Genomic DNA, 24,916 nt, shown 5'->3' with positions numbered 1-24,916 from the left:
TAACGGCGCCGCATGAATGCTCCGTTTGGGCATTTTAAAAGGAGGGAACCAATGGTTGATTTGCACAGAGAGTTTGAGGGGAGCCGTTTCTATCACGAGACCCGCATCGATCGGAGATCTGCAGATGCGTTGGTTGGCTTGGCTGCTGGGCTGACAGCTGATGGCCATATCAATCAGGGCGAGGCTGAGTTCCTGCAGAACTGGATTGTCACGAACCTGGCGCATCTCGACGATCCCGTGATCAATCTGCTTTATCGCCGCCTCAACGACATGCTAGCTGACGGCGTGCTTGATGCTGAGGAGTCGCAAGAGCTCCTAGAGATGCTTCGCTCATTCGCCGGCTTGACGGTGGCTAAGCCTATGGCGAGCGACAACAGTTTCGTCCGCCCTAACGGTTTGCCACTTAACGATCCGCCACCGGAGCTGGTCTGGGCAGGGAAGGTTTTCCTTTTCACCGGTGTGATGGCTTATGGGCCCAGGAAAAATTGTGAAGCCATGGTGCTGGAGAGAGGTGGGGAGATCGCTCCAGGGGTTAGCAAGAAGATCCACTACCTAGTGGTCGGTGAGATCGGCAATGAACAATGGCTGCACAGTACCTACGGTACAAAAATTAAAAAAGCTGTCGAGCTGAGAGAGCGTGGAGCGCTCTTAGCGATCATTAGTGAACAGCATTGGCAGAGGGCGCTATTCGGCTAAGGGAGTGACCGCATGTCGGACTGGGGTAGCTTTGCAACACTGACCGCCGTGGTGGCGGCCCTTTGGGCGTACGGCTCTGGCGGAGAAGAGAAGCGATCGAATTTCCGTTCATGGGCTGCCGGGAGGATGAGCGCGTTTGCACCAGCGGCACGAAGACTAACCTGGGGCATCATTTTTGGAGCCTTAACTGTCGCAGCTGGGGCGATCGTCATCAGCTCAGGCTTTGCCATTCTAGAGTTCTTATCGCGAACTGGCCCGATTAGCCGTGGTGAGATATTCAACCTTGTACTGAACTGCTTCAATGCGGTGATGTACTTGGCAGGTGGGGCAGGGTGTATGGCTCTGCTCTTTGAGTTTCCTGAGCGAAAATCTGACGAAGGGTCTCATGTTCTCTCAAGCGGTAAAGATGAGTGCATTGAGCTTTTGCTGCAGGATGTGGGTGACACGGAAGCCTTGTTACAGCAGCTTCGTAGCACCGGTATCACCATTCATCTCAATAGGGCCGCGCCTGGCAATGCTCGATTTTCTGTTAGAGCGCCTGAGCCTTTCAGACAGGCCGTTAAGTCTCTATCAACGTAGATGGGCATCAATTTTGTGCGTGAAGTGAGCCCGTCGATTGACATGACTTTAAATGAAATACATTTGAGGTAAATTGACAATTTGTGCTTAAATTAAAAAACTCATAACACATTCAATATTGGTGTCCAGAAATGTCGAAAATCGCCGAGTTCCGTGCAGCAGAGAAGGCTCTGGCTGACCAAATTGCCTACCTTGAATCGCTGAAGCACGATGGTGCTCTGAAGAAAGAGCTTGAGTTCGAAGAGAAGCTCACGAAACTCATGAAAGATTATGATAAGAGCCTCAACGATGTGGTCGCGATCCTTGATCCGTCTGCCGCATCGAATGGTCGTCGTGGCGCCCGCGCAGCTGCCCCCCGTAAAACCCGTGCTCTGAAGGTCTACAAGAACGCTGAGACTGGTGAGGTGGTTGAGACGAAAGGTGGGAACCACAAAATTCTCAAAGCCTGGAAAGAGAAGTACGGCGCAGATAAAGTCGAGTCGTGGCTTCAGAAGTAACCGAAAGGCCGCGAAAGCGGCCTTTTTTATTGCCCTACGAGCTCAACAAACTGCTAATGGTTGAGCTCGATGTAGGTTGGTTCCTCACCTCCCGTTACTGCCGAAAGCCAGCCCCATGCCATGTAAAGAATGGTTTCTCCTGAGGGGGTAGCTTTCACCTTACCTCTAGACCAGCCGGCAAGCTCTTCGCCATCAATGGTTGTGCAATGGTAAAGAAGCTCCAGGGAGTCTGGGCCTCTGGCCTTGCCATACACGTTACCATTTCCAATTTTCCCGCCGCGGAACGACCCCCAAATCTCGTCGCCCTCAACAGAGAAACTGAACACAGCTTGCTCTTCAGTAGACTGAGGGCTGAGGTGGGCTAGTACGAATCGTCGACCATTCAAGCGTTCGCGAACTTGAGGAAACTGGCACTCCATAGGAATGGCTCCGGAGCGATTGGTCACTGATCCTAACCTAGGGGCTTATGATGATCGAGGGGGCTCTTGATGAGTTGATATGGGCTCATCTGTATGGTTCAGTTCCAGGATGAGGACAGGTGTTCTTCGCGTTATTTAACTCAGGAGACAGGGATGAATTCTGGCCACTCAGAGGCTGACTCGCGCGTTGCGGTGCTAGTGGATTGCGATAACGTTTCTCCGGACATACTCGAACACGCTTTGCGTGTAGCAGCTCAGTATGGGCGTGTGGTGCTCCGCCGTGGATATGGCAATCACGCAACGCTTGGCAATCGCTGGCAAGATGCTCTCGTTCGACAAGCGTTCACGCCGTGTCTGCAGTATCAGTATGCTGCGGGGAAGAACACCGCGGACATCGCGCTTGCTCTTGATGCAATGGAAGCGCTCTTTGATGAGCGTGCTGATACGTTCTGCTTAGTTACGAGTGATTCGGACTTTGCCTATCTGTGCCGCAAGCTGAGAGAGCGTGGGGCTGTCGTCTGCATTGTTGGCGAGTCAAAGACTCCGGCTGCGCTCCGGAACGCGAGTGATCACTTTTCCGAGTGGAGCCGCCCGGAGCTAGCTCAGGATGCGTCAAACGATGCTGTGGCCGTCTCTGCGCCGAAGAAGGCCGAACCGCCAAAATCTCCTGTGAAGCTCAGGCCTCGCTTCGTCGTCGAAGCTGTGTCTCTGATGGCCAGCAATACGAGCGATGGGAAGGTGTCGATGGGCTCTCTGGGCAATTACTTGAAGCGAACTGACTCCGCTTTCTCGCCCAAAACATATGGCCACTCTGGTCTCTTGGACATGATCAAGACCTACGATCTGTTGGTCTCGATCCAGGAACCAGGCGGTCACTACTCGGTGATGCTTGCACCCAAGTCCGAGCCCTTAAGCGAAGAGCCCGAGGCGACAACTAGCTAGCCTTTTGGGGATGTCTGCAGGGAGCCCACGGCAAGCGGTCGAATTGGGCTAGAAGGTTCGCTTCGGATACCGCCTATAGGTCGTCTTCCTCGGCGCGGAGGCGCGCTTGGGTGGCTTGTACTCGCAGGCTGGATAGTTCGAGCAAGCTAAGAAGTCCCCGTATTTGCTGGTCTTTTTTACGATCTCGCCGACCTTGCAAGCGGGACAGGCCTGTCGCTGTGGCTGCCCCTCCTCAGGGTCTATCACCTTCACTGCGCCGTCTTTCACAAGCTCCTTCAAGAAGACAGAGACCTGGTTCTTCACTGTGAACATGGCGACTGATCGCTTCGCTCGGGTAAGGGCGACGTAGAACAGCCGCCGTTCTTCTCCAAAGGGGTAGGTCTCTCCGCCTGGCATGGCTAAGGACATAATTGGATCGTCCGCAATGGTGCTAGGGAAGCTATAGCTTCGCTTGGTGCTAACCATGGCCGGCAGAATTACATAGTCAGCCTCTGCCCCCTTTGATCGGTGGATGCTGAGGAAGGACAGATCTATGTACCGGCCAAATTCTGTTGCCCAGTTGTCTGGAATATACCTTCTGTCTTGGTTGTATCGACCCAGTACGTAGACCTTGATCTTCTCGTCTGGCTTGGAAGGAACCGACCCATCCTGAAGCCCTTTAACTAGCGACGCGAGATAGGTAGCGATTGCTTCTTTCGTCTCGTCGCGCGTCTTAACCTGATAAGCCTGCAGCGTAGGGCCTACAGCTGGAGTGACTGACTGAACCTGTTTTTTCAGCTGTGCCGGGTTCTTGCTCACGAACTGACTCGAGACATCGCAAATACCTTGAGGGCAGCGGAACGTCTTTTCGAGCCTCAGTATCTGCCCAGAGCCAAATCGCTCCTTGAAGCTCGTCATAACCGAAACATCGGCGCCGGCGAAGCGGTTGATCGATTGCCAATCGTCTCCCACCGCAAAGAAGAAGCGGCCAGGTGCTTTGACTAGGGCCTGACAGAGGCGGGCGCGAGCCCGTGAAGCGTCCTGAAACTCATCTGCCATTACTAGGCGATAGGGCGGGCGATAGCGTCCCTCTTCAATGTATTGGGCTGCCAGATTCAGCATGTCCTCAAAGTCGATACCTTTGTCGTCAGAGAGCTTCTTGTTCCACGCTGCGAGTACCGGGAGGAGGATGTCGAGGAACATCCTATAGCGGTGCTTGAAGGCGTCTCTATCTAGAAGATCAATTCGTTTTGAGAGGTCTGTTGCCGTCAGGCAATTGCTCTTCGTGTGAGTGATGAAGGTGCGGAGCAGTTGAAGAAGGGTTTGATGGGCAATCGGCGCTTGGCCGTTGGCAGGAATCGGGCGGTCGGGGTTTGGATCCAGAACTACTCCGCGTTTCGTTAACTCCGTCGTCAGGTGCTCGATCCAGGTGTTTTGCTGCAGCTGGAAGGACGTTGTCTCGATCATGCTGGTGCCGCGCACTGCATGCTGCTCTCTCTTCCACCTAACGCCTTCAAGGTAGTTTTTGAAATCCGAAGGCGGTTGCCCGTTCCCGTCCAGGGCAAAGTGCTCGTGGTATAGGGCTAATTCGGGGTAGTAGAAATCTGGGTGGTACTGACGGTGCGTTTCGGTCGCAGTATCGTGCTCGTAGCGAGGTTCATAGACGTAGTTGACCCCGTTGTAGAAGAGCCAATTGGCGATCATGCATTCCTCGACGCTACGGACATATTCGCCACGGAGTGTATAGGTGCGATCGCTGGTGTCTGAGCCTGGAGAGGATTGGTCTTTTCGATTCCGGAACGATGGCAGGTCACGGCCGAAGACTAATCGGAACAAGTCCCAGCGGATTCGAAATTCCGGCGAGGAGTCCTTCAACCTATCGACGATGTCGGATAGCACTTCGATTGATTGCTTCTGTTCGATGGCCCAATCGGGAACGCTGGGCTTCTTCTTAGTGACCGCACCGATAATGTCCAGGCCGAGCTTGTGGAAGGTCTGCGCACTCACTGCAGCGCCTGCCATCCCAACTCGCTCGAATGATCGCTTTGCTCGTTCGGCAAGTTCTTCTGCTGCATCCTTGTTGAAGGCCAGCATCACAATCTCTTCAGGGCGCGCGAAGCCTCGTTGAATGGCGTATGCAGCTTTGGCCACCATCACGGATGTTTTTCCTGAGCCGGCGGAGGCGACGACCTGAACGCGGTTGTCGAAGCATATGACTGCGCGAGCCTGCTCTTCGGTTAGCGGTTTCCGCTCAACGTTTCCAAGCAAGAACTGATTGTCAGCCAGCTCCTGGACAGTGTGCTTCTCGTTGATCGTTGCCCAAGTCTTTTGCCAGTTGGCACGCCAATACTGCAGTGCCTGCTGAACCTCTTCTGGCTTGGTGTTCGTGCGCTGCTGCAGGTCAACATCCAGCAGCAGCTTGTCCAGTTGCGGACTCGTCATTGGGACAAGGGGGCGCAGTTGCGTCAGTTGATCCTGCTGCTCGGACGTGATCCAGCGCTTCTCTGCTTTGGCCTGCACAATCTGCTTCGAGACCGAGACAAGCCAACCTCGAATCAACGTGAAGGTATTGGTGAAGATTGCGGCTCTGTCCTGCTGTGCCCGCTCTTTCTGAGCATCAACCACGCCTGAAATGACTTGGTTTAACTGCTTCACTGCTGATTTTGGCAGCCCACTGACTCGGCCGTCTGCGTAGCTTATGGAGGCCCAGAGCCACCCTCGTTTGATCTTGACAGGAGCGGCGCCATCGATCTGAAGGGAGATAGTCCTTCCTGAGATCAGAAGCTCCAAACGCTCGCCGATCAGGCGAATTTCCCACTTGGGAGAGTTTGTAAAAAGCCTGCCAAATCTCGTGGGTGTCCAGCTGCATTCCGTTTCCAAACCGGTCTCCATGGGTCGTCATCGACCTTACGCCTGGTCGATTTGGAGCAGGTAAAAAGTCCGCCCCAGAGCCTTTGTAACCCAATGCACTTTCGAATTCTAACGGTGATGGCATCAGTCGCGTCAGCCTTTTGCGGTATGGCGCGAGTTAGTGCTATGGCCGAACGGGGGGATTTACGAATGGCGACCTGCATGCATGCTCAGCATCTCTGACTCTGAGGTCGCAAGGCCCTGTTCCCCGTCATTGGCGAGTTAGAGCTGCTCACGTTCGAACTCATCGCCGACTCAAAGCGCATAACAGCCAGGAAGTGGAGGGAGGCGAAAGTTGCTTTCCGCTTTAGAAGGAGAAGTATGGGAGCGATCGGTAAGGTGATCGGGTGGAAGCGACAGCGTCTCGCCAGCGCCGCATAATCCTAAGGTTGGATACAGCCTGTGGAGTGCTCTCGCTTGAGGCGTCACGTGCGCGGTCTTGCAACCATTACCAGGGAACGCAAGGAAGACAGTGGATGGGAGAGATCAATACTTCTCGCTTCGAGCGAGAGGCGCTTAAAGCGCTGAATATGACGGAGCTTCGCAAGCAAGTCGACAATCTCGTTCACTCAGGGCAGTCAGGCCAGCTGCATGGTTTGGGGCTAACTGAGTGCGGCCAGTTTGTCGGTACAAATCTTCATGCATTCGAACGAGCTCTGCTTGAGCACAGACAGGCGAAGTCACCCACGAAGCGTGACCGGACTATGGATTCCCTCCTTCGCGCGGGAAGGAACCTCATCCATGCCGTTGAGGAGAGGAGGAGAGTTGTGGAAGAGGAAGAGCACGACTCAATGCTCTTCACTGTGGACGATATGGTCGACAAACCCACTTTCTTCAGCCAAAAGCTGACCGTACGTGTGAGCTACAGCTGGCGTGCCGAAAGGGAAGCGAAGTGGATGATTGGAAGCATCGACTTCATCTACGAGTGCGATAGGGTGCCAAGTGCTGAGGCACTAGCTGCCGGGCAGAAAAAGGGCATGGCCAGGGCAAAGCGCGAGCGCCAAGTGGCTCTGCAGAGTGAATGGAATTTCCTTAGGAGATCGGCCCTTTTCTCTGTTCGCGACTACTTCAAGAACGGAGGGAACGGGGCGGAGATTCCGAAGACCTATGAGGTTAGGAAGCACCCCCATGGCTCTGTTATTAGCCATCGCAGCACGGATTTCTGGCACTGGCCCTCACGGGCGATTGAGTCCTAGTTTCGATGTTTGCTTCTGCTCTCAAAGGCCCTGCGGCGAGAGCAATCGGTGAATAGCATTCACGTGGTTTAGCATTTGATTGCTCCGTTGGCTTGCGGCTCCAAGGAAGGGATATGGAAAAAAGAAAGTTCACTCGCCGCGCGCTATTCATCGCCTGCGCATGTGTTGTCACAGACACTGCACTCGCAAGGGGCGGCAGGGGAGGTCGAGGCTGGCGTTCACGCCGGGGGGGCAGGGGGCGCTCCGGGAGCGGCGGCTTTGTTATTTTGTTCGTTCTTGGCGCCATTGGGCTCTTCTGGCTCGTAGGAAAGCTTCGCCGGAAACCCGTCGCTCCAACGGCATCTTCCAAGGCGCTACCCCCTCGCCTGCCCCAGCAGCAATCTCGTCAAGTTGCGCGTTATGCTGCGGATGTTTGTCTGACTTGCGGCGGGCCGATGAAAGTCCATGACAAGACACTTACTGGCAAGCCTCGACGCCCCTTCATGGCTTGCGAGAAGCATCCGGCGTGTCGAGGATGGCAGCCCATTTCGCAGCGCAAGCTCCGGCGTTCTCTACGTTGATTTGGAACCGATAGGAGTAGCTGCGTGGACTCACTAGATCAGCCTCGCTTCAACCCGTTTTCGCCTGCAGCCTCCGCTTGGGCCGCGATCGTTGCAGACATCATTCTGAGTGGCGACGAGGAGCACGGCATCCTTTGGGGGGTGGGCACAACTTGGGTAAGGCACACAGCAGATGGTGGTTGGTTACTCGATGAGCGGATCGATGCCACATTGGAAGAGGTTTGGGATGTGCTCGTGAGAGAAGGAAAAATGCCTGATCGTTGGTGACTAGACTCCGAACAGGTCGTACACCTTATCCGGATAGAAACGGAAGTTAGTCCCTATAAATTTACCCCTGATAGGCCCCGATAGTTTCTCTGATCTGTGAGCTTTAGCGTTGCGGTTAGCCCGGCTACGCCGGAACAGTGCGAGCTTTTGGACTGGCAGCTTATTCCCTTTGATCTGATTGAGTCTGTTTCTCGGGGGCGGAAGCCTTTTGGCCTGGAATCACAACCAACCGCCGGAGGTCGGTGACCTTCAGGTCAATGCTTTTCCCGCTAGTCGACAGAGCAAGCTCCCCAATGGCGAAAACACGGAAGTAGTCAGCTTCCTCATCTCGCAAAATCCCGTCCAGGTAGTTTCTGAAGCGGTACTCGTTCATTTGCTCTTTGGATACGTAGAGAAAAACCGGCTTCTTATCCAACCAGTCGATGAACCGTAGTCGGAAGCCAGCTCCGAACCAGCGATCAAAGCGAGCTCCGCCGTGGAGAACTCGATTGTGGGCGCCGAGCTTCGCGAAAGAGACTTTCCTGAAGAACTGCGAAAGCGGCATTTCACCCTCACCGACCACGCACAGTCTCATGGCCTTGAACTCGTCCTCTGAGAGCTCTTGCCGGGCATGTCTGTAGCATTCCACTAGGCGTTCTAGGCTGCTGGTGCGATGGTTCCTAGATTGCTTCGTCGCCTGACCGGCGCTTGTGCGAAGGTTCTTTTCGGTACCGTCTCTGGCTTCTCCACCAAGTTCGGCTGGTGATTTGCGAGAAGCTGTCTGCTCTACAGTCGGATCAAAGGTGTCGATGTAATCATGCAACTTTCGCTTCGCATGACGTCGATCGGCTTCGATTTCTGATTCACCGGGCAACCTGCCATCTGGCCCTTCGTCCTCATCATCGAAGATCCAATCGCATTCAGCCGCGTGCCTGTAGCTAGGGTTCTCCCGAAAGTGAGCCGCCTTGTAGGTGTCGCTTGGCTTTCTGTCGTAATTGACAGCTGTGATCTTCGCCTCGATACCAGGTCGCCTGCAGGCCTCACTCGAGCAAAGGAAGTCGAAGCGCCGCCGAGGTTCTGGAGTTGAGAAAAAGGCCCTTCGAGCTTCGGAGATGGAAAGCACCTCGTCCAGCTGTACACAGTAGGCACGTGTGATAGGCGTTTTAATCGACATCAGCACGGATTTCCTGATCCAAACGAGCTTGGATTATGCCGTGCTCGGTACCTCAGGCAACAAGGTTCTGATGGCTTTTCTCGGGCGTCACATGAGGCAACCGAAGATCCTTTGGCTGCCTGTGCGCGGCAAACTAGCGTCTATCTGTACCCTTCAGAGGGGCGGATTGGGGGGCACAGTAGATTCGCGATCGGGTGTACTGGATGTACACCAACCATCAGGAGTTCTGCATGAAAAAGCACCTTTGCTTCCGGGTTCTGGCTGTTCTGCTCTGCTGCCAGGTGAGCGTTGACGCCCATTTCGAAGTCCAATTTGAAGGGGAATTGCAGTATCACCCATTCCCCCGGGACGCAGTGCCAGTGACTTCGATGCTGACCGCGGTCTAGCGGAGATTAGGGGAACGTTATCGCCTCTGCTGAAGAGGGGCGATAACTAGGTTCCATCGCATCATGCTGTGGTTTCGACGGAGGGAGCGGACGCCTGGGCTTTCGACTGCGCACGTTTTCGACGTTCTTCGCTGCGTTGCCGCAAAGCCTGCTGCTTTGCGTACTGTGCTTGAGCCGCGGTCACTGTGCCGGCGGGTTGACCATTCAAGTCGAGCCGCGGGGCATTTTCCACCATGCTGGCCCAATACCTCGTCCCCCGGCACCAGGCAGCAATGCCCAGCTTGAGTTGGTCGGCAGTGATTCTGAGCTCCTTCAGGTGTTGCTCAGCATCTTTAAGAATGCCTTCTTTAAGTGGAACCTTCGGGTTGGGGTTGGCAGGGAAGGCTAATGGAAACTGCTTCTGCAATCGCCATATTGCCTCAACTGCGGGATCCTTGCCTCGAGACTTTGCCTGTGGGAATGGCCTCCGTTTGAGAGGCATTGTGCTTTCAGTCTTTGCTTGCTCTTTTTCAGCCCGAAGGCGGTCGCGTAGCCCAGCTAGTTGCTCAAAACTCATCGTTCAATTCACAGCTTCGAAGTTGGTTGCGAGGGGGAGAGTATTCCATGCAGCTCCAGAGATCATCTAAACCTGGCTAAAAAACTCGCTGCTTTCATAGATTGCTGAAATTTCCGGATCTCACCGACCGCTGCGTTAGCGACCAATCTTGAAGCCAAAGACGAGGATAGCAAGTGAAAAAATTGCCAGAGGGAGTTCGGAGAGTCTGCCTTGTGCTGGAAGTCCTATTGATCGCCGGCTGGGTGATTTTTGCGGCGGTTTCCTCACACGGATATGCAAACCTTTCAGTGCAAGGCTGGCTCTTCTTTGTCGTGGGTTCTGCGGTTCTATCCTGCCTACCCGCGTTGCTTTACCGGCTGTTTGTCTGGATGCGTGACGGCTTTAAGGTGGAAAAGGACATGAAATAGAGAGCATCCCGATGCGGCGTGTCGTCCATTGCCACTGCTCATCTACTCCGAATGCGCGGCAGCCTGGCTGCCTCGCTGATACTCGTCTACGTCGTGAAGCCTTGAAGCACTGCGTTCCAGCGAGCTTTTCGTTTCAGCAGAATGTGTAGGCGTTTTCTAGTCAGGTGCGCAGATGCGCTGGCAATGCCTCATTAGGGCAGAGTGCCAGTGCAGCAGTAGATAAGAAATGCCATACCTCCATCTCGATGAGGCTCGCTTCTCGGCGGTGATCAGCAGGCATTAAGCGACGGTGGCGCAGTACCTGCCTCAACACAGTCACGATGCCTCGCGGATATCGCCCTCGGCCTTTCTCATCGGCAATGGATGAATAGAGGAATCCCTTGAATCTATGGCCGTTGGACTTAGCGTCCATCGTTTGAACCAGCCAAGCCCTAATCTGCTTCTTGCTCATCCGAGACGATACAGTCCACCAGATGTGCTCGATATCCGCTTGATTGAATCCTTCAGGCGGTGGATCCAGATAGTCCTCCTCCAGCTCGAATGGAATTGGGCGCTTGGACGTCGAGTGAGGAGCTGTCATGTGTTATCAGTTCATGTAAGTTAATGATAGAGAGGGCGAGGTAACTATTCCGAATCTTTAGGAGTGTTATCCATGCCATATTGTCGGTCAATCATAGTCTCATTTTTAGCGAGTGTGCTATGACGGATGGCTTGCAGGCCCACCGCCATTGCTAAAGTCGGTGACTCCGTTGCTTAGCTCCGCACAAAAGACTGATCTGTCAACGATCTTCACTACCCCGCGCTTGGTTGACGGATTGAACTTCAATACCCGCCAAAAGCCATGCTCATTACCAAAATCAATGAAGACTGGCTTCGTGGTATGCCAACGATTGAAAAGCTTTCCTCGTCCGATCCACTCGAATGATGCGTAACCGTCAATACTGGGTTTGTTGAGTCCCATAAAGAAGAAGGTTCTGTCTGACTCGCTTCTTGCTCCATCCACCACCCAGACAATCCGTTTATAGAACGACTCTCTGGATTGGACTTCCTCTGGATGGATACTCGAATGCTGAAACTCCACCACCACGCCGTGCTTGGTACGTACATCGGCTATGTGTCGTTCGCCGGTGAGGGCGTCTTTTAGGGAGACTTCTTGCCAGCTTTCAGGAAAGCGTTCTTTCCATTCGCGATGCCAAGCGGTTTCTGTTTCCCACCAGGGATCGCAATTAGCCTTTGACCGGTGCGACCAATGCCAAGAAACATACTTGCCACACTTTGCAATTACCTCCGAGCCGCAGAGTTGGCAGATACCGCGTAGCTTAGGGTTGGGAGGTGTGCGGACACCATTGACATTGGCGTACTTCATTGAGGCCTCTGAGGCAGAGTGGAGCTCGGCGGATTGCTTAGCGTCCCTTAGCTAAGCAGATGCGCTCGTGACCCTGATAGCTGAAATCGGCAAAAGTGCTCACCCCCGATGCGCTCACTTGGCTCTATACCCTCTGCGGGGGCAGAGGGTACGGGCAGTAGCGATGTGAGGAGCCAAGATCTGCTCGCACAATGCCGATCAAATGGTGCGCGGCTCGAATCACTCGGGTTTTGGGTATTCAATCAGGTCAGCGATTGCTGCATGAACGCTGGAGGTTGGATGCACTGATCCATTAAACCAGTCCGGCAAAATTGCTCTGTTTTTGGGGTTGAATCGCACCTGTGTCATGAATGCGTCGTTGCCCGTTCTCAGTGAGCGAACTCGGGTACTCGAGTGAGCGTTCCATTCTGCAAAGCTACCCAGTGGAGTCATCGACGGGGAGGCGAGGGGGGAGTTACTTGTCCACGCAAACCTGTCGTCAACCGAGCAGTTCCCTAGCGTCTCGCACTCGGGGCTAACAGAGCAGAGTGATCGCCCTGCGAAGGCAGGCTGAGAGTCAATCGTTCCCCATTGCAGTGCATTGATCGCTCGCTGTTGGTCGGCTCTCAACGGGGCTATGAAGCTATTCTCAATGTATCGCGCGTCCTCCGGATCAATCAGGAACATGAAGTACTTGGCGCGAGCATGGAACGCCCTGGAGAAGCCTGACTGCTTCACCACTCGCTCTGTCATGGCAACATTCCCCATGTCCAAGCGTTTTCCGCAGAGCTTTGGCAGCGGTGACTGAAGGGGATTGGGATAGAGCATGACTTTGACTTTTGAGCTTGAGATGCCGAGGTTCTTTTCTAGGGTTTGGCCAATATCAGAGTAGAGATTCGACATGTTTTCCTGAGAGGCTCTGGCTCCGTCCTTTGGGTTAATGACGTTTAGAACTCCTCGCAAGATCGTTAGCCACCCGAGCTTGGCGGCATCGTTGGATTCTCCTGCGACCTTCAAGAGCACGTTGCTCGAATCTGACCAATCACTTCGGTAGATCGACTTAGGTACCAGTCCCCAAGTCACTACCCCGGCGAAACCAACATCATTGCCACCGAAAGCCATCAAAACCTCGTCGACAGGCTGTAGGGCTTTGCTGCAAGCGTCGACCTTTACAGCTCCGTAGTATTTGCGGCTACCGAGCGCTGTGACCTCGTTTCGGTACTTCACTGTCCCACCACGATGAGGTGTCTCGGGACACAAAAGGTGGATGGCAGCGTTCAGCTGTGACTTGTTGAGGGCTTTTTTGTCGAGTTCGGCCTCTTCAGGCGGTTGGCCCGCGACTCTTGGGGTGAGCTCCAGATAGTTACCTCCATCGCGACTGTCCCAGATCCGCACGCGCTTGGAAATGTCATCTGCAGGAGGGTTGATTTGAGCGCGGAAGAAGCCGTCGTAGGCCTCTGCACCCGAACAGCTGAAGGACGCGAATCTGACAACCATGTGCGGCTCAGAAACCGCGATCTTCATCGCATACAGAGACTGCCAGGAGAGAAGTGAGCGGTGACAGGTAGTGTCCCACCAGTCTGCTCCGCTCGAGAAACGCCAACCAGCCATGTTGCGAGAGCTCAGGATCTCGCTGCCTTTCTCAAGTCCTTGAGTTGAAGCATCTGTGCCGACCGCTGCTCTATCGGGGTTACCCTCGCCACTAGCGAAAGAGTCCCCGAACGCAAGGATGGTACGGGTTCTGATGAAAACATCGGCTTTTCCTTCGTCCCCCTCAGAGGGCACAACCGTAAGCTTGATCTTCACTGATTCGGGCAGGTCGATCTTGAATTCGTCTTCACATGGGGCAGATTTTCCGTACTGCTTTCCGTCGACGAACCAGGTGCATTTAGCACCGAGCGGCACCCCGCTTACTACGGGGATGATCGTGTGCTTTCGCCTGAATAGAGCTGCCTTCTCGTATAACCCGGTAGCAGGGTTCCACAGGGTCTCGGAGGTCTTTGGCAGCAATGCCCTAAGGCTTGTTGCGTCCTGTGATGCGAGAAATTGAGCGGCCGACATGCCTGGCGACCACGCGGCTTTGATTTTTTTGAATGCCTCCGTTCCTCTAAAGAGGGGAAAGCCGTTCTCTACCGACCAAGTCAACTCTGTAGCAAGCGAGGGAAGAGACGCAGCTAGTCCAACCACCAGTAGTAGTGCGCGCATCGCGAATCCTTTCGTAAGCGTTGGGGAAGGCAGAGGCGATCGGCATTGGGTTGTAGGTAGCGCCGTCCGAAGCCTCTGTCGGTAGGATTTTTCAGGACTGGGCGCCCGCTAGCGCACTGCCTTTACATTTCCAATGGTTCGGATGGCTTGTGCCAGTCCCAAGGCGCGTCCTACGCAGGAGATCTGGATGCGCTCAAACAGACCCGTATCGCTGGAGAACTGAACCTCCTCGTAGCGGACTACTGGCAGTTTGCGGTTGTTCTTGAAGCGTTTGTCTGGCCCACCTTTCTTGTTCACAAATTTCCAGGTAGTGCTGACGATCTCGGAGTCCTTTGGAACGGCCCCGTCCTCGATGAAATTGGTAGTTGAGATGTCCACTCGCAGGTTTTCATAGGACACGGCGCCCACGCCATTGGGTTCGAAAACAAGCACCTTATCGGGGAAGAAGTAGAGCGTCTGGCGACCTACAGGAATGCTTGGCGTGGCGACGTTTGTCTTCACAAAAGGTGGGTTCTTAAGTGTCAGAGCTATGGAGCCCCTGGTTACCAAGTGACTGGCGCCGGCGTGATACTTGCTGTCCAGTACCTTCCCTTTGGCCTGTAGATGCCAGGTGGCCCGACAGCTTCGTACCCCGTCAAAAGCAGCGTGTAGTTGCTCGACGAAGTTGGCGTATTCCGACTCAATGTCATAGAGCATCACTGTCGTCTTTCGCAGTAGATCCCAGTAATAGGTCGCTACTGTTAGCAGTCCTCCAACGATTAGAGCGGTGAGGCCAGCCCAGGGCGGGAGCTGCTTATTGGCTAGGAGGATGTACACGCCAACCGTCAGCGCGGCAGCGAGGGGCCAGAGGCGAAAGCGTTTGCGCTTGGCATTGAGCTCGTCGACGAGCGCTTGAGACGAGGAGTCCACCATTAGCCCGATTTCGCCACTTTCAATTTCCTGTAGTGGCGCATGTGTGGTTGATCTGGGCTCTATGAGTTCTGGTGCTGGAAGGCGCGTTGGTTTTGTCCGCGTAGCAGCGGGTGCTGAGGGGGACAGGGTCTGTCGGTAGTAAAGCCCTCCGCGGCCCATATGGATGTAGTTGCCCCTCGGGCCTGTGCCAACTCGAAGTCCTTTGATGCCGGCAGAGACGCCGATTCCGGATTTCGACAGGTTGAATTTGAACGGGCCAACTCGTACTGACTTTCGAACATACAAACCCATGTTCCCTCCGGGCCTGGCGACTGGTTGCTTGCGGTGAAGCCTCCCTCCACCGCATGGTCTTCATTAGGGAGGCAACGCAGTGCCTCATCCGATCGAGAGGTTGCTTAGGTGAACAGCTTGTCGATCTCGCTTTGGATCCGCGCTCTGGTTGATGCAGATACTTTGCTCACTCCTAGCTCGCGGGCCATGGCGTAAACCAAGTCATCACCCACGAGGCTTTGATCTGCGAACGAGCGCGCCAGTGCGAGGAGCTCGAGGCTACAGATCTCATCGATTGGGCGGATGTTGTCTGCGTCTGCCGGCTGCCGATACGCGATGGCTTCGCGGTTCGGTAAGCGGCGGGGCCAATAGAATTGCCCTGCGTCCTCTTCAACCTTGCTGTATTCGCGATCTGCGACGCTCACGATTCGATCGCGAATGCGAGAACCCGTCCGAGTCCACCCATGCACGCGGGCTATCCGGCGCGCGAGCGTGGAGTCGAGGATCGGGCCCTCTTCTTCGATCACGTGCCTGATCATCATGCCCAGGACAGCGTCGTAGCTTGTTTCGAGGAAGGCGTCAGGATCGACACCCTCAACTGCGCTTAGCGGGTCGCTTTCACGATAGGAGGCGAAGGCTGTCGATGAGCGAGTCGAGTCATTATCCGAGCGTGCATAGCGCAAGCTTGGAAGTTCATCTTCTTCTTGAGAAGAATCGGAGTGGGCTGTGGGAGAGGACTCCAACTCCTCAGGTTCAGGCTTTCCACTGTGGAGCTCAATGACGTTGTCGTTGCTCGAAATCTCACTTGCTGCGGCGATGGCAGCGAGCTGCTCTTGAACTTCACGTGCTGCACGTTGCTGCCTGCTGTCGACTAAGAGTGCCTCAAGACGCTCGTGGATTTTCTGAGCCGTCCCTAGAGCGTCAATCCACCAGTCTGTCGACCAGATGCGAAGAATCTCCCACCCCAGTCCTCTGAGTACCTGCTCACGCAGCTTGTCCCGATCACGAGCTGTAGCGCTGCGGTGGTAGGTAGCTCCATCGCACTCCACGCCAGCGAGGTATCTACCAGGAGCGTCGGGATCGACGACGGCCAGGTCAATTCGGAACGAGGACACGCCGACCTGAGTGACAACTTGCCACCCTTTGAGGCGCAAGGAGTTTGCAACGGCCTCCTCGAACGGGCTGTCGTGACCACCCAAGCTTCCAGTATCGATCTCTGCGAGTGCCCGGGCGCCGCGGTCGGCAAATTCAAGGAAGTGTTTGAGGTCGCGAACGCCGAGCGCCTGAGTACGGGCGAGATCGATTTTCTCAGCACGGAGAGTACTGAATACTCGCAGTTCATGACGGGCCCGTGTGACAGCAACGTTGAGCCTGCGCTCTCCGCCAGTTCGATTGAGCGGGCCGAAGTTCATTGCGACGTTTCCTGCGGCGTCAGGGCCATAGGTGATCGAGAAGTACATGATGTCCCGTTCGTCACCCTGAACGCTTTCCAGATTCTTCACGAAGACGGGCTCTAGCTCGCTCTCCGAGAAGTAGCTTTCGAGTGTGGGATCTTTTCTACGCTCAGTGTCGAGCAGATCCTCGATCAGCTTCTGTTGCTCGCCGTTGAAAGTCACAACGCCAATCGTCAGCTTGCTCTCGCGGAATCCAGGGCTGCGCAGTCGGCCCAGCAAGTCGTTGACTAGCGCTTTAGCTTCTGCCGGGTTAGTACGCGCGGAGCCTTTCTCGTACACCCCATTGACGACGTGAAGGCTGACAGCACGATCGTTGGTAACAGGGGAGGGGAACGTCACCAGCTTGGAGTCGTAGTACCTCTGGTTCGAGAACGCGATCAGGCTCTCGTGCCGGCTACGGTAGTGCCAGTTCAAATTTCTAATCGGTAAATTGGCGCTGATGCACTCATCCAAAATGCTCTCGAGGTCAGCCTCGACATCAGCATCATCCTGAGTAGACTCCGCTCGGTCGAAGAAAGAAGTTGGCGGAAGTTGTTTGGGGTCGCCAACCATCACCACCTGCTTGCCGCGGGCGATTGCGCCAATCGCATCCCATACCGGAATCTGCGAAGCCTCATCGAAGATCACTACGTCGAAGACGCTCGAGTTTGCAGCCAAGTACTGGGCAATGGAGAGCGGGCTCATCAACAAGCATGGGGTTAGCTTGGTCAGAGCGTCGGGGATTTTCGACATCAACTCACGTAGAGGAAGGTGGCGCGTTTTCTTCGTGATCTCATGTCGCAATACGCCCCATTCCGAGCTCTTGCTTACCGAGTCTTGAGTGGGCAATTCGGCGCAAAGGCGGGCACGTAGCAGGTCTCGAGTGAGGGAGTTGAAACGATCGTCGAGCTCGCGGAAGTCACGGATCCGCTGCTCGTGCTCGACGCTAACGAACGTGCGTATGACCGCCTCATTATCAACGGCCGTATTCAACCACCAGTGGGCATAGTTCGTCTCAAAGGTCTTGCGTACCGATCCTTGCAATACGTGACCGGCTCTCAGGGCTTCGACTAGAGGAAGCAAGCCCAGTGCAGTTGCTTCATCGCATGCTTTTTTCCATGCGCACCAAGCATGCAGGCCGTTGGCGGATTGCACCAGCTGCTCACACTGCAGGTGTTGTTGGTTGAGCTCTTGCTCCGCAAAACTTGCTGCGTCAGCGTCGAGGAACTGCCCAGCGTCGACGAGCTTCTGCACCTGGGTGCTGTACTTACTTAACGATTCCAGCAGCTCTGTTCCTGCTCGAGCCAGCTGTCCTTCTGGTTCTAGCAGGGCATTAGCGTCGCCAAGCAGGCGGCTGAGTGCTGATTTAACCCCTTCAACATGCTCTGGTGTTTGGACAAGGGCCGAAATAGCTCCAGCCAAGTGGGCGTGGAATTTGAGCACACGAGAAACAGCCTCTTCCTTCGTATGTAATCCCAGCCAAAGGCCGGCAGTCTGCTCGCGCAAATCCACCAGATCGCTCAACTCCCGCTCAACTGCTTCGCGCTGGCGGAGTGTCTTCAGCTCGCCGAGAAGTGACTCTCCGCAAGATCCATTAGCGACGAGCTCATGTTCGTCCTCCAGACTTCCTTCCTGCGGGACGGCTCGTCGTGCGCGCTGGAACGTCAAGGCCGCTGCTAGTGTCTTGGACTGTGTCTCCAGGCCGTCCCAAAGTGTTCCCGTGGCAGTGCTGAGCTGTCCTAAGCCGGAGATGTCGGCTTCAACAGTACGCACTTCTCGCATCTGCTCTAGAGCTTCTTTCAGGGCTACTCCAGCATGGCCTTGGGTGATGAGTTCAAAACCCTGGTCAGACCATGGGCGGCCTTCGACTGAGCCTGCAAGTGCTGCCTGCAGGCGCATGACCACGGCGAGAAGTGCGGGATCGGTCTTCGAACCCTTCCAAATGGCGCTGGAGTGCTGGCCCGGCTCAAGTGCGTCCAGACGAGCCCGAAGCTCACGTATCTCTATCCAGCGCTGAAGCTCATCGGTAACAGCTGCGGTAGAAGGCGATGTTTGGGTGCTTGCGACTTGTGCTCGAATTCTGCGTTGGGTGAGCCAGGACTTCGGCCAGAATGATTTGCCGGCTTGCTCCCATTCACTCAGCAAAGCTCGCACATCCAGGGCCTCAATTGCTTCGGAGTAGCCGACCGAAAGAGCTTGAGTGACACGATCGAGCTCGCTGAACACCTCTAGACCTTGGTTCAGCTGAATCATTGTCGCTATCGGCCAAGGCTGTGGAAGCCTAGATTTAAGCTCCAGATGCCGTGCGAGCAGGCTGAGCCCCCGTTGGCAATCTTCGATTGTGCTAGCCGTCCAGCACGCAGGTAGTGCCTGATTGAGAGCACGGTGCTGTTCAACAAGTTTGAGACCGGCCTCCAGTCGCTGACCAATTGCCCGTGCATCCGGACGCAGGACGAAGCTCCAGTTTTGCCCTGCGGCGAAGGGAAGGATCTTTGCCAGGCCGGCAAGCCCTTTTAGCGTTCTTGCATTGACCGACAACGTCGGTAGGCCGGACGCTGTTGAATAGCGTTCAGCGGCGTTTTGCGCTACGCGAATGGCAGGCCCCAGCTCGCGGGCTGCGTCTACGACTTGGTGCTGCCAGGTGGGCGACCAGTCGTTGTTTCCAATAAGTTGGAGAGGGTGTTGGCTTAGGGAGTTAAAACCTACCGCCTGGGCGTTCACTTCCAAACGGTCAGCGATCTCCCGCATTTCGAGCAAATCAGCGGTTTGGTGCTGTGTATGCGATGTCCAGGCAAGGTTGATCGGGGCTATATCCTGATTCGTGCTCACCACGCCGATAGCGTTATAGATCGTGTACCCATTGGGGTACCGCTCGTGGAGCCGCTCTACGTAGCGATTCAGAACTTCGCGATGCCCCTGCAGGCGTTGGGCCTCAACCTGCCAGGTCGTTGCATCCGCTGTGCCGCGGGCTTCCCACGCGGAGTGCAATTGCGAAAGGACTTCGGTTTTCTTTGACTTGTTCGAGTGGACTTCAAGGCAAAACTCACCCAGGCCCACTTCCCGTAGGCGCCGATACACAACGTCCAGGGCTGCGATCTTTTCCGAGACGAACAGCACGCGTTTCTGTTGCGCAATGAACTGGGCAATCATGTTCACGATCGTCTGGCTTTTACCGGTACCTGGCGGCCCGATCAGCACGAAGTCTCGACCTTGCGCCGCCGACAGTACTGCAGACAGCTGCGAAGAGTCGGAAGGGAGCGGGCAGAAAACTTGTTGCGGGCTGTACTGAGAGTCGAGCTTTCGCTCTTCCGGGAACGTGCCGCTACTACCGCCCTCGAATGCGTCGCGGGGGGTATCCAGCAGGTGCTTGACCACTGGGCTCTGGCGGAGGGCCTCAGAGCGCTCCGAGAGATCTTTCCACATCAGGTACTTCGCAAACGAGAACATCGAAAGCACGACGTCCTCGCTGACTTCCCAGCCCTTGATGTCCTTAACTGCTTGGCGAACCGTTTTCCATATGAGTGCGACATCGAGACCGGACTCGTCTTTCGGGAGCTCGCCTTCACCTATGCCAAGATTTAGCTCGAAGTCTTGGCGGAGCATCTCCTGCAGAGTTGGGTTAAAGCGCGGTTCGTCGTCATGGATAACCAGCGTGAAGCCCGCACGAGCGCTCTTTCGCTCAAGCGTTACCGGTACAAGAATCAATGGAGCTCGGTAGCGCTGGCTCTCCTTGTCCTCTCGTGTCCAAGTCAGGAAGCCCAGTGCCAGGAAGAGAGTATTGGAACCGCCTTCCTGCAGATTTGTTCGCGCTCCTCGATAGAGTTCGGTGAGGCGTGCGTCGAGCTCCGTAACAGGTAGTCCTACGAACACTTCATTACGCTTGAGCGCATCCAGAGCATGCTGACGCCGGAGGTCTTCGCGTTCACGCTCTTCATGCAAAGCTTGGTCACGCGGATCAGCACCATCCATCAGGTCTGGACGCGTGTGTAGCTTCAACTGCTTCCCGCTGGCGAGGATGTCCTCCAGAGCTGCTGCATCTGGGGCTTCTAGCCGAACTGCTTTCTTCCCTGCTTTGAAGTTGAGAAGGTTGTTACGCAGCGACAGATCGAGGAGCTTTCTCTGCCAACGTGCGAGGCGATCTTTCGGATCCAGCGAGGCGATATCGACTTCGACCGGAGCCTCATCAGGTAGGTCAGGAGGCAAGTCGATGAGAAGCTCCGGCTCGACCAGGCTCTGCTCCTGTGCTTGGCTGGCGAGTGCAGGAGTTGCCTCCGCGCTAGCCAGGGGCTTGATCCGTTGCAGGCGTGCACGTCGGATGTCTAGGGCAAGCTCGAAGTCTCGTTCCTGGCCTTCAGCCAGATGCTGGGTGCCACGTTCTATTGCGTAAGAAAGCGGCGGGACGCTTGGCTGAGTAATCAGCGTGGTCTCAAACAGTTTCAGCTCATTGAGCTTGATGCGTTTGCGTAGAGCGGTAATGTCATCGACGGTGCTGTTTGAGAACTCCTCGGCCTTGAGCCAGAAGCCTGCAAACGCGTGCCCACGTGTGAAAATCAGAAGAGGGTTAAGGCCTGCTTGCTCCAGCGCTGCGCAGAACAGCAATGACAGATCAAAGCACGTCGCCAACCCACTCTCCAGGATATGGCTAGGGCTACGTACCTTCTGGCCAAACTGCTCAAAGCTGGAGGGGGGGAGTGCGTAGTCAAGCTTAAGAGCGGCGACAGCAGCCCAGATTGCAGAGGCGATTTCCCACGCGTGTGCTGACCCTCCGGCGTATCCATTGAGTGCAGGGTTCTTGTCCTGCGATCGCAGCAATTCAGCGGCTTTCTTCAACAAGCGCTCTACCGCCATCTCATTGGGCTGCACAAATGCCGCCGTCATGTCGGGGATATGCGAAAGGCCGCCCCATTGATTGCGCGGTAGGAGTTCTAGATCAAGCTCAAGGCGGGAAACCTCTTGCAGGGAATCATCGCCGTTGCCCTTTGCTGTCAGGAGAAAGGTGACGGATGCACTCTCAGCTTCTGTCAGCTTTGCGAGCATTGCGCCGTCGATTTGCAGGTCGAGCCCGGGTATGGGGAGAAATGTACCTGGGGCTAGCGAATCGATATGCCAAGTCTTGGTCTTGAAGACGATCGGGTCGGAGAGAAGCTTGAGTTCAAGGCCGCTGTATTTCTGATCAGTATCGTTGACCAGGCGCAGCTCTCGGATCACCGGTACCGAGTTCTGGAAGTCGGCCAGGTTCAGCTTTCCGACCAGCGTGGCCTGAATGCGAACTGTCTTTATTGGGGCAGACTCAACTGCCTGGACGGTGGCCTGTGAGTCTTGAGGCAGCGCACTATCCGGCTGCTCGATAACGTCGTCATTCATGCCGATCTCCTTGTCCAAACCTAGCCAAACGGCTAGGTGTCGGAAGACTCTCGAGCCGGATAGTCCCCGGCGCGCGCTTCCATGCATCGCGTCATCCTATCGGCTGACACTTATGATGGCGAGTGGCCAATGTGTCGAGTTGACGAGCTGTATTGCTAAGGCGATCTAGTTAGGTAAATCGGAAATAGAGGAATAACTCAGAGAAAGCGAATTGCGCTGAGCGAGCATCTGGGCAAACGTGATGGGTTGAACAGGTGCTGCTCAAATAAGTGGCATGTCATCCATCCCATACGGTGGGTCGTATGTGCCGTGCCAGCCCACCAGTACGCGCTCGAATGCGTCAACGTAATACCTTGATCCTCTGAGGATCTCGAGCGTCCCGCCGGCATATGCAACGTAGAGATTTTCGGCAGCTCGACGCTCAGTCGCATCATTCCACGCATGGCTACTCGGGAGCACGTCCGGATCGCTCGGGGCTGACCATAGTGATTCTTCGTCGACATGTGCTCTGCGGAGTAGGGCCACGATATTCGAATGGCCGTGTTTTGCTGCAACCTCGGCAGGGCTCTCTCTGGTTACAGAAAGTGCTGACACGGCTGCCCCAAGGCGAATCAACTCTAGGCACGCCTTCTCGTGCCCGAAGTAGGCAGCCTGATGTAGGAACGTCCAGCCGGATGTTTCTTTCTGAAAGCGACTGCAGCGCCGAGCAACTGCCGGGGCATCTGCCCAAAGGGCCATGACGTCCTTCCAGCGGCCGCTCTTGGCCTCTTGATAGGCGGCTTCAATACGATTGGCTAATCCGCTCACAGCGCTACTCCTTCAGAGGGGTTGGATGGACGAGGTTTGTCGGCAGAGGGCGACGTTGGTCTGTCCCGGAGCTGGTGGACAGGTAGTTAAGAGTTACTGCTCGCATAGCGCCGCTCAAACTCCATCGGGCTGAGATAGCCCAGCGTCGAGTGGCGGCGACGGTGATTGTAAAAGCGGATGTAGTCGAACAGGTCAGTTTTCGCCTCGTGGTAGCTGGCATAGCGCGTCAGGTACACCCGCTCAGCCTTCAGCGAACGGAAGAAACTCTCCATCGCGGCGTTGTCCCAGCAGTTCCCGGGACGTGAATGGCTGGGCACGATTCGATGTCGTCGAAGTAAGGCCTGGTAGTCGTACGCGCAGTATTGGCTGCCTCGATCCGAGTGCAGCAGCACTTCTTCTTTCGGCTGTCGGCGTGCAATGGCCATCTCCAGGGCGGCGTGTACCAAGGCCTGCTGCATGCGGTGGTGCATCGCCCAACCGACGACTGCTCGTGAATAGAGATCGAGCACGACTGCCAGATACAGCCAACCTTGGGCCGTCCGCACGTAGGTCATGTCCGAGACCCAGTGTCGATTGGCGCGATCCGAGGCGAACTGGCGATCCAGGTGGTTCGGGGCAATCGGCAGAGCATGACGACTGCTGGAAACCAGCCGCCAGCGCTTGCGCGAGCGAACGCGCAGACCGGCTTCGCGCATCAGTCGAGCAACCCGGTGTCGACCACAAGCATGCCCCATAGCCGCCAACTCGGCCTTGATTCGGCGATGGCCATAGATCCCATTCACCTCGTGGTGAATGGTGCGGATCTCCTTGCTCAGACGCCGATTCGCCATCTCTCTCGCCGAAGGTGGCCGCTGCTGCCAGGCATAGAAGCCGCTGCGGGATACCCGCAGCAGCCGGCACATTGGCGCTACGGGATAGCGACCAGCCAACGCCTCGATGGCGCGGAACTTCACTTCGTGGGCTGCGAGAAGATGGCGAGCGCCTTTTTTAAAACATCGCGCTCCATGGTGACCTGAGCCAGTTGCTGGCGTAGACGACGCAACTCCGCGCTCTCACCACGCTGCTTGCCGTTGCCCGGAAAGGCATCGTCACCTTGCTGCTCGTACTGGCGCTTCCATTTGCCCAGCAGGCTTTCAGCGATGCCGAGCGTCTCGGCCACATGACGAAGCGGCGTGCCGGCAAGTACCTGGTCTACCGCCTCGCGTTTGAAGGATTCGGGAAAACGTCGTCTGGTCTGGGTCATGAACACTCCTTGCGGTGGACATTATCCACCTTAAGTCAGTGTCCACTCAGCCCGGGACAGACCAAACTGACCGCAGCCTTTACTCTTCTGGCTCCACCGCATTCATCGCGTCTAGCTGCCCGCTCATACGATGTAGGAAGTCGATCAGCGTATCGACCTCATCATCGTCAAGTGCTGCCAGAAGAAGCCGTTCGCGTTCCAGCGCAGTCACCAGCACACGGTCATGTAGCTTTCGTCCCGACGTCGTAAGGGCGACGGTATAACGACGCGCGTCTTTTGCATCGACCTCGGTCACTACATGCCCATCACGTTCGAGAACCTGCAGCGCTCGGCTGACAGCACTCTTGTCTAGGCCAATAACCTGCACCATTCGATTGGCGCTGATGTGGTTTTCAACGGCAAGCAAAGCCAACAGGCGCCATTCCACAATCCCGATGCTGAAGTGCTTGCGGTAGCACGCTGATGCGCCGCTGGACATCTTGTTGGTCAGGAACGTGAGTAGCGCTGGTACGTACCGATCCAGGTTCAAAGGGGTGTCTCGCATGACGAACGGTTCCTGCTCGGCGGTCGAATTGGTTGACATCGCAACTAAAATGCTTAGGATGAGAATCACACAAAGATTCCGCGACCGCATCATAAGCGCTCGCGACACGACAATAAAAATAGAGGTGCCGTGCCATGTCTTGCCTAGTCCTATCTCCCCCTCTCTGATCTCAACGCTCACTCCATTCTCCCGGTAATCCGGCACCCTGCTGGCGAACCCGGCTGAACGTCCATTTGCTTTCAAACA

The 24,916-nt window shown here is 55.6% G+C and carries 19 protein-coding genes; 7 read left to right on the top strand and 12 right to left on the bottom strand.

Features of this window, described 5'->3' with window-relative positions:
- The first annotated feature begins 51 nt into the window (after positions 1-51).
- From G4G71_RS19790 to G4G71_RS19780, 3 genes are all read left to right on the top strand, one after another.
- Positions 52-696 carry a BRCT domain-containing protein gene (locus G4G71_RS19790; protein WP_169939660.1) on the top strand — a complete coding sequence of 215 codons (645 nt, stop codon included), beginning with the start codon at positions 52-54 and terminating at the stop codon, positions 694-696.
- A 12-nt stretch (positions 697-708) separates the two neighbouring features.
- Complete coding sequence (locus tag G4G71_RS19785) at positions 709-1,275, top strand: hypothetical protein (RefSeq protein ID WP_169939659.1); 567 nt, start codon at positions 709-711, stop codon at positions 1,273-1,275.
- Between the two features lie 131 nt (positions 1,276-1,406).
- Positions 1,407-1,772 (top strand): histone-like nucleoid-structuring protein, MvaT/MvaU family, encoded by a 366-nt coding sequence (locus G4G71_RS19780; RefSeq protein WP_169939658.1) that lies wholly within the window; start codon positions 1,407-1,409, stop codon positions 1,770-1,772.
- A 53-nt stretch (positions 1,773-1,825) separates the two neighbouring features.
- On the opposite strand, the gene G4G71_RS19775 is transcribed toward G4G71_RS19780, so the two are convergent.
- Positions 1,826-2,218, bottom strand: coding sequence for an avidin-fold protein (locus G4G71_RS19775; protein WP_169939657.1), 393 nt, complete (start codon positions 2,216-2,218; stop codon positions 1,826-1,828).
- A gap of 126 nt (positions 2,219-2,344) precedes the next feature.
- Between G4G71_RS19775 and G4G71_RS19770 the strand changes: the two genes are divergently transcribed.
- Positions 2,345-3,133 (top strand): NYN domain-containing protein, encoded by a 789-nt coding sequence (locus G4G71_RS19770; protein WP_169939656.1) that lies wholly within the window; start codon positions 2,345-2,347, stop codon positions 3,131-3,133.
- A 48-nt stretch (positions 3,134-3,181) separates the two neighbouring features.
- On the opposite strand, the gene G4G71_RS19765 is transcribed toward G4G71_RS19770, so the two are convergent.
- Positions 3,182-6,004, bottom strand: a complete 2,823-nt coding sequence (locus tag G4G71_RS19765; RefSeq protein WP_169939655.1) for a UvrD-helicase domain-containing protein — start codon at positions 6,002-6,004, stop codon at positions 3,182-3,184.
- Between the two features lie 494 nt (positions 6,005-6,498).
- Here G4G71_RS19765 and G4G71_RS19760 point away from each other — a divergent pair, with 494 nt between their 5' ends.
- Together G4G71_RS19760 and G4G71_RS19755 are read left to right on the top strand one after the other, a co-directional pair.
- Entirely contained in the window at positions 6,499-7,218 is a 720-nt protein-coding gene (locus G4G71_RS19760; RefSeq protein WP_169939654.1) for a hypothetical protein, read from the top strand.
- Between the two features lie 584 nt (positions 7,219-7,802).
- Positions 7,803-8,045, top strand: a complete 243-nt coding sequence (locus tag G4G71_RS19755; protein WP_169939653.1) for a hypothetical protein — start codon at positions 7,803-7,805, stop codon at positions 8,043-8,045.
- A gap of 160 nt (positions 8,046-8,205) precedes the next feature.
- On the opposite strand, the gene G4G71_RS19750 is transcribed toward G4G71_RS19755, so the two are convergent.
- Both G4G71_RS19750 and G4G71_RS19745 read right to left on the bottom strand, forming a co-directional pair.
- Positions 8,206-9,204 carry an ATPase gene (locus G4G71_RS19750; RefSeq protein ID WP_169939652.1) on the bottom strand — a complete coding sequence of 333 codons (999 nt, stop codon included), beginning with the start codon at positions 9,202-9,204 and terminating at the stop codon, positions 8,206-8,208.
- A 441-nt stretch (positions 9,205-9,645) separates the two neighbouring features.
- Positions 9,646-10,140 (bottom strand): ProQ/FinO family protein, encoded by a 495-nt coding sequence (locus tag G4G71_RS19745; protein ID WP_169939651.1) that lies wholly within the window; start codon positions 10,138-10,140, stop codon positions 9,646-9,648.
- A 173-nt stretch (positions 10,141-10,313) separates the two neighbouring features.
- Between G4G71_RS19745 and G4G71_RS19740 the strand changes: the two genes are divergently transcribed.
- Positions 10,314-10,547 carry a hypothetical protein gene (locus G4G71_RS19740; RefSeq protein ID WP_169939650.1) on the top strand — a complete coding sequence of 78 codons (234 nt, stop codon included), beginning with the start codon at positions 10,314-10,316 and terminating at the stop codon, positions 10,545-10,547.
- Positions 10,548-10,707: 160 nt separating this feature from the next.
- On the opposite strand, the gene G4G71_RS19735 is transcribed toward G4G71_RS19740, so the two are convergent.
- From G4G71_RS19735 to G4G71_RS19695, 8 genes are all read right to left on the bottom strand, one after another.
- Entirely contained in the window at positions 10,708-11,127 is a 420-nt protein-coding gene (locus G4G71_RS19735; RefSeq protein ID WP_169939649.1) for a hypothetical protein, read from the bottom strand.
- A 117-nt stretch (positions 11,128-11,244) separates the two neighbouring features.
- On the bottom strand, positions 11,245-11,913 hold the full coding sequence (locus tag G4G71_RS19730; RefSeq protein WP_169939648.1) for a competence protein CoiA: 669 nt from the start codon (positions 11,911-11,913) through the stop codon (positions 11,245-11,247).
- Positions 11,914-12,132: 219 nt separating this feature from the next.
- Positions 12,133-14,097: a hypothetical protein gene (locus G4G71_RS19725; RefSeq protein ID WP_169939647.1), complete on the bottom strand. Its 1,965-nt coding sequence runs from the start codon at positions 14,095-14,097 to the stop codon at positions 12,133-12,135.
- Between the two features lie 108 nt (positions 14,098-14,205).
- The gene (locus G4G71_RS19720) at positions 14,206-15,300 is read right to left on the bottom strand and encodes a DUF4236 domain-containing protein (RefSeq protein ID WP_169939646.1); all 1,095 of its coding nucleotides are present in this window, start codon (positions 15,298-15,300) and stop codon (positions 14,206-14,208) included.
- 104 nt (positions 15,301-15,404) lie between these two features.
- A complete protein-coding gene (locus G4G71_RS19715) occupies positions 15,405-22,076 on the bottom strand; it encodes a DUF3320 domain-containing protein (RefSeq protein ID WP_169939645.1) in 6,672 nt (2,223 codons plus the stop codon).
- A gap of 261 nt (positions 22,077-22,337) precedes the next feature.
- Positions 22,338-22,883, bottom strand: a complete 546-nt coding sequence (locus G4G71_RS19710) for an ankyrin repeat domain-containing protein (protein ID WP_169939644.1) — start codon at positions 22,881-22,883, stop codon at positions 22,338-22,340.
- 86 nt (positions 22,884-22,969) lie between these two features.
- Positions 22,970-24,126, bottom strand: a protein-coding gene (locus tag G4G71_RS19705; protein ID WP_420825948.1) for an IS3 family transposase whose coding sequence is annotated in 2 segments (ribosomal slippage) — positions 22,970-23,863 and positions 23,866-24,126 — 1,155 coding nt in all. Because the reading frame shifts where the segments join, the coding sequence is not laid out codon by codon here.
- Between the two features lie 79 nt (positions 24,127-24,205).
- The gene (locus G4G71_RS19695) at positions 24,206-24,850 is read right to left on the bottom strand and encodes a MarR family winged helix-turn-helix transcriptional regulator (protein ID WP_338110195.1); all 645 of its coding nucleotides are present in this window, start codon (positions 24,848-24,850) and stop codon (positions 24,206-24,208) included.
- Positions 24,851-24,916: the final 66 nt, after the last annotated feature.

Source organism: Pseudomonas multiresinivorans, from assembly GCF_012971725.1.
GTDB lineage: Bacteria > Pseudomonadota > Gammaproteobacteria > Pseudomonadales > Pseudomonadaceae > Pseudomonas > Pseudomonas multiresinivorans.
The sequence above is the reverse complement of the archived record's forward strand: the minus strand, read 5'-3'. Positions and strand labels throughout refer to the sequence as shown.

What these genes read in the sequence shown, in the direction of transcription:
- G4G71_RS19725 (WP_169939647.1), bottom strand. Translation starts at nt 14,097, where the DNA reads ATGCGCGCACTACTACTGGTGGTTGGACTAGCTGCGTCTCTTCCCTCG.
- G4G71_RS19735 (WP_169939649.1), bottom strand. Translation starts at nt 11,127, where the DNA reads ATGACAGCTCCTCACTCGACGTCCAAGCGCCCAATTCCATTCGAGCTG.
- G4G71_RS19765 (WP_169939655.1), bottom strand. Translation starts at nt 6,004, where the DNA reads ATGGAGACCGGTTTGGAAACGGAATGCAGCTGGACACCCACGAGATTT.
- G4G71_RS19790 (WP_169939660.1), top strand. Translation starts at nt 52, where the DNA reads ATGGTTGATTTGCACAGAGAGTTTGAGGGGAGCCGTTTCTATCACGAG.
- G4G71_RS19720 (WP_169939646.1), bottom strand. Translation starts at nt 15,300, where the DNA reads ATGGGTTTGTATGTTCGAAAGTCAGTACGAGTTGGCCCGTTCAAATTC.
- G4G71_RS19780 (WP_169939658.1), top strand. Translation starts at nt 1,407, where the DNA reads ATGTCGAAAATCGCCGAGTTCCGTGCAGCAGAGAAGGCTCTGGCTGAC.
- G4G71_RS19760 (WP_169939654.1), top strand. Translation starts at nt 6,499, where the DNA reads ATGGGAGAGATCAATACTTCTCGCTTCGAGCGAGAGGCGCTTAAAGCG.
- G4G71_RS19770 (WP_169939656.1), top strand. Translation starts at nt 2,345, where the DNA reads ATGAATTCTGGCCACTCAGAGGCTGACTCGCGCGTTGCGGTGCTAGTG.
- G4G71_RS19730 (WP_169939648.1), bottom strand. Translation starts at nt 11,913, where the DNA reads ATGAAGTACGCCAATGTCAATGGTGTCCGCACACCTCCCAACCCTAAG.
- G4G71_RS19785 (WP_169939659.1), top strand. Translation starts at nt 709, where the DNA reads ATGTCGGACTGGGGTAGCTTTGCAACACTGACCGCCGTGGTGGCGGCC.
- G4G71_RS19745 (WP_169939651.1), bottom strand. Translation starts at nt 10,140, where the DNA reads ATGAGTTTTGAGCAACTAGCTGGGCTACGCGACCGCCTTCGGGCTGAA.
- G4G71_RS19715 (WP_169939645.1), bottom strand. Translation starts at nt 22,076, where the DNA reads ATGAATGACGACGTTATCGAGCAGCCGGATAGTGCGCTGCCTCAAGAC.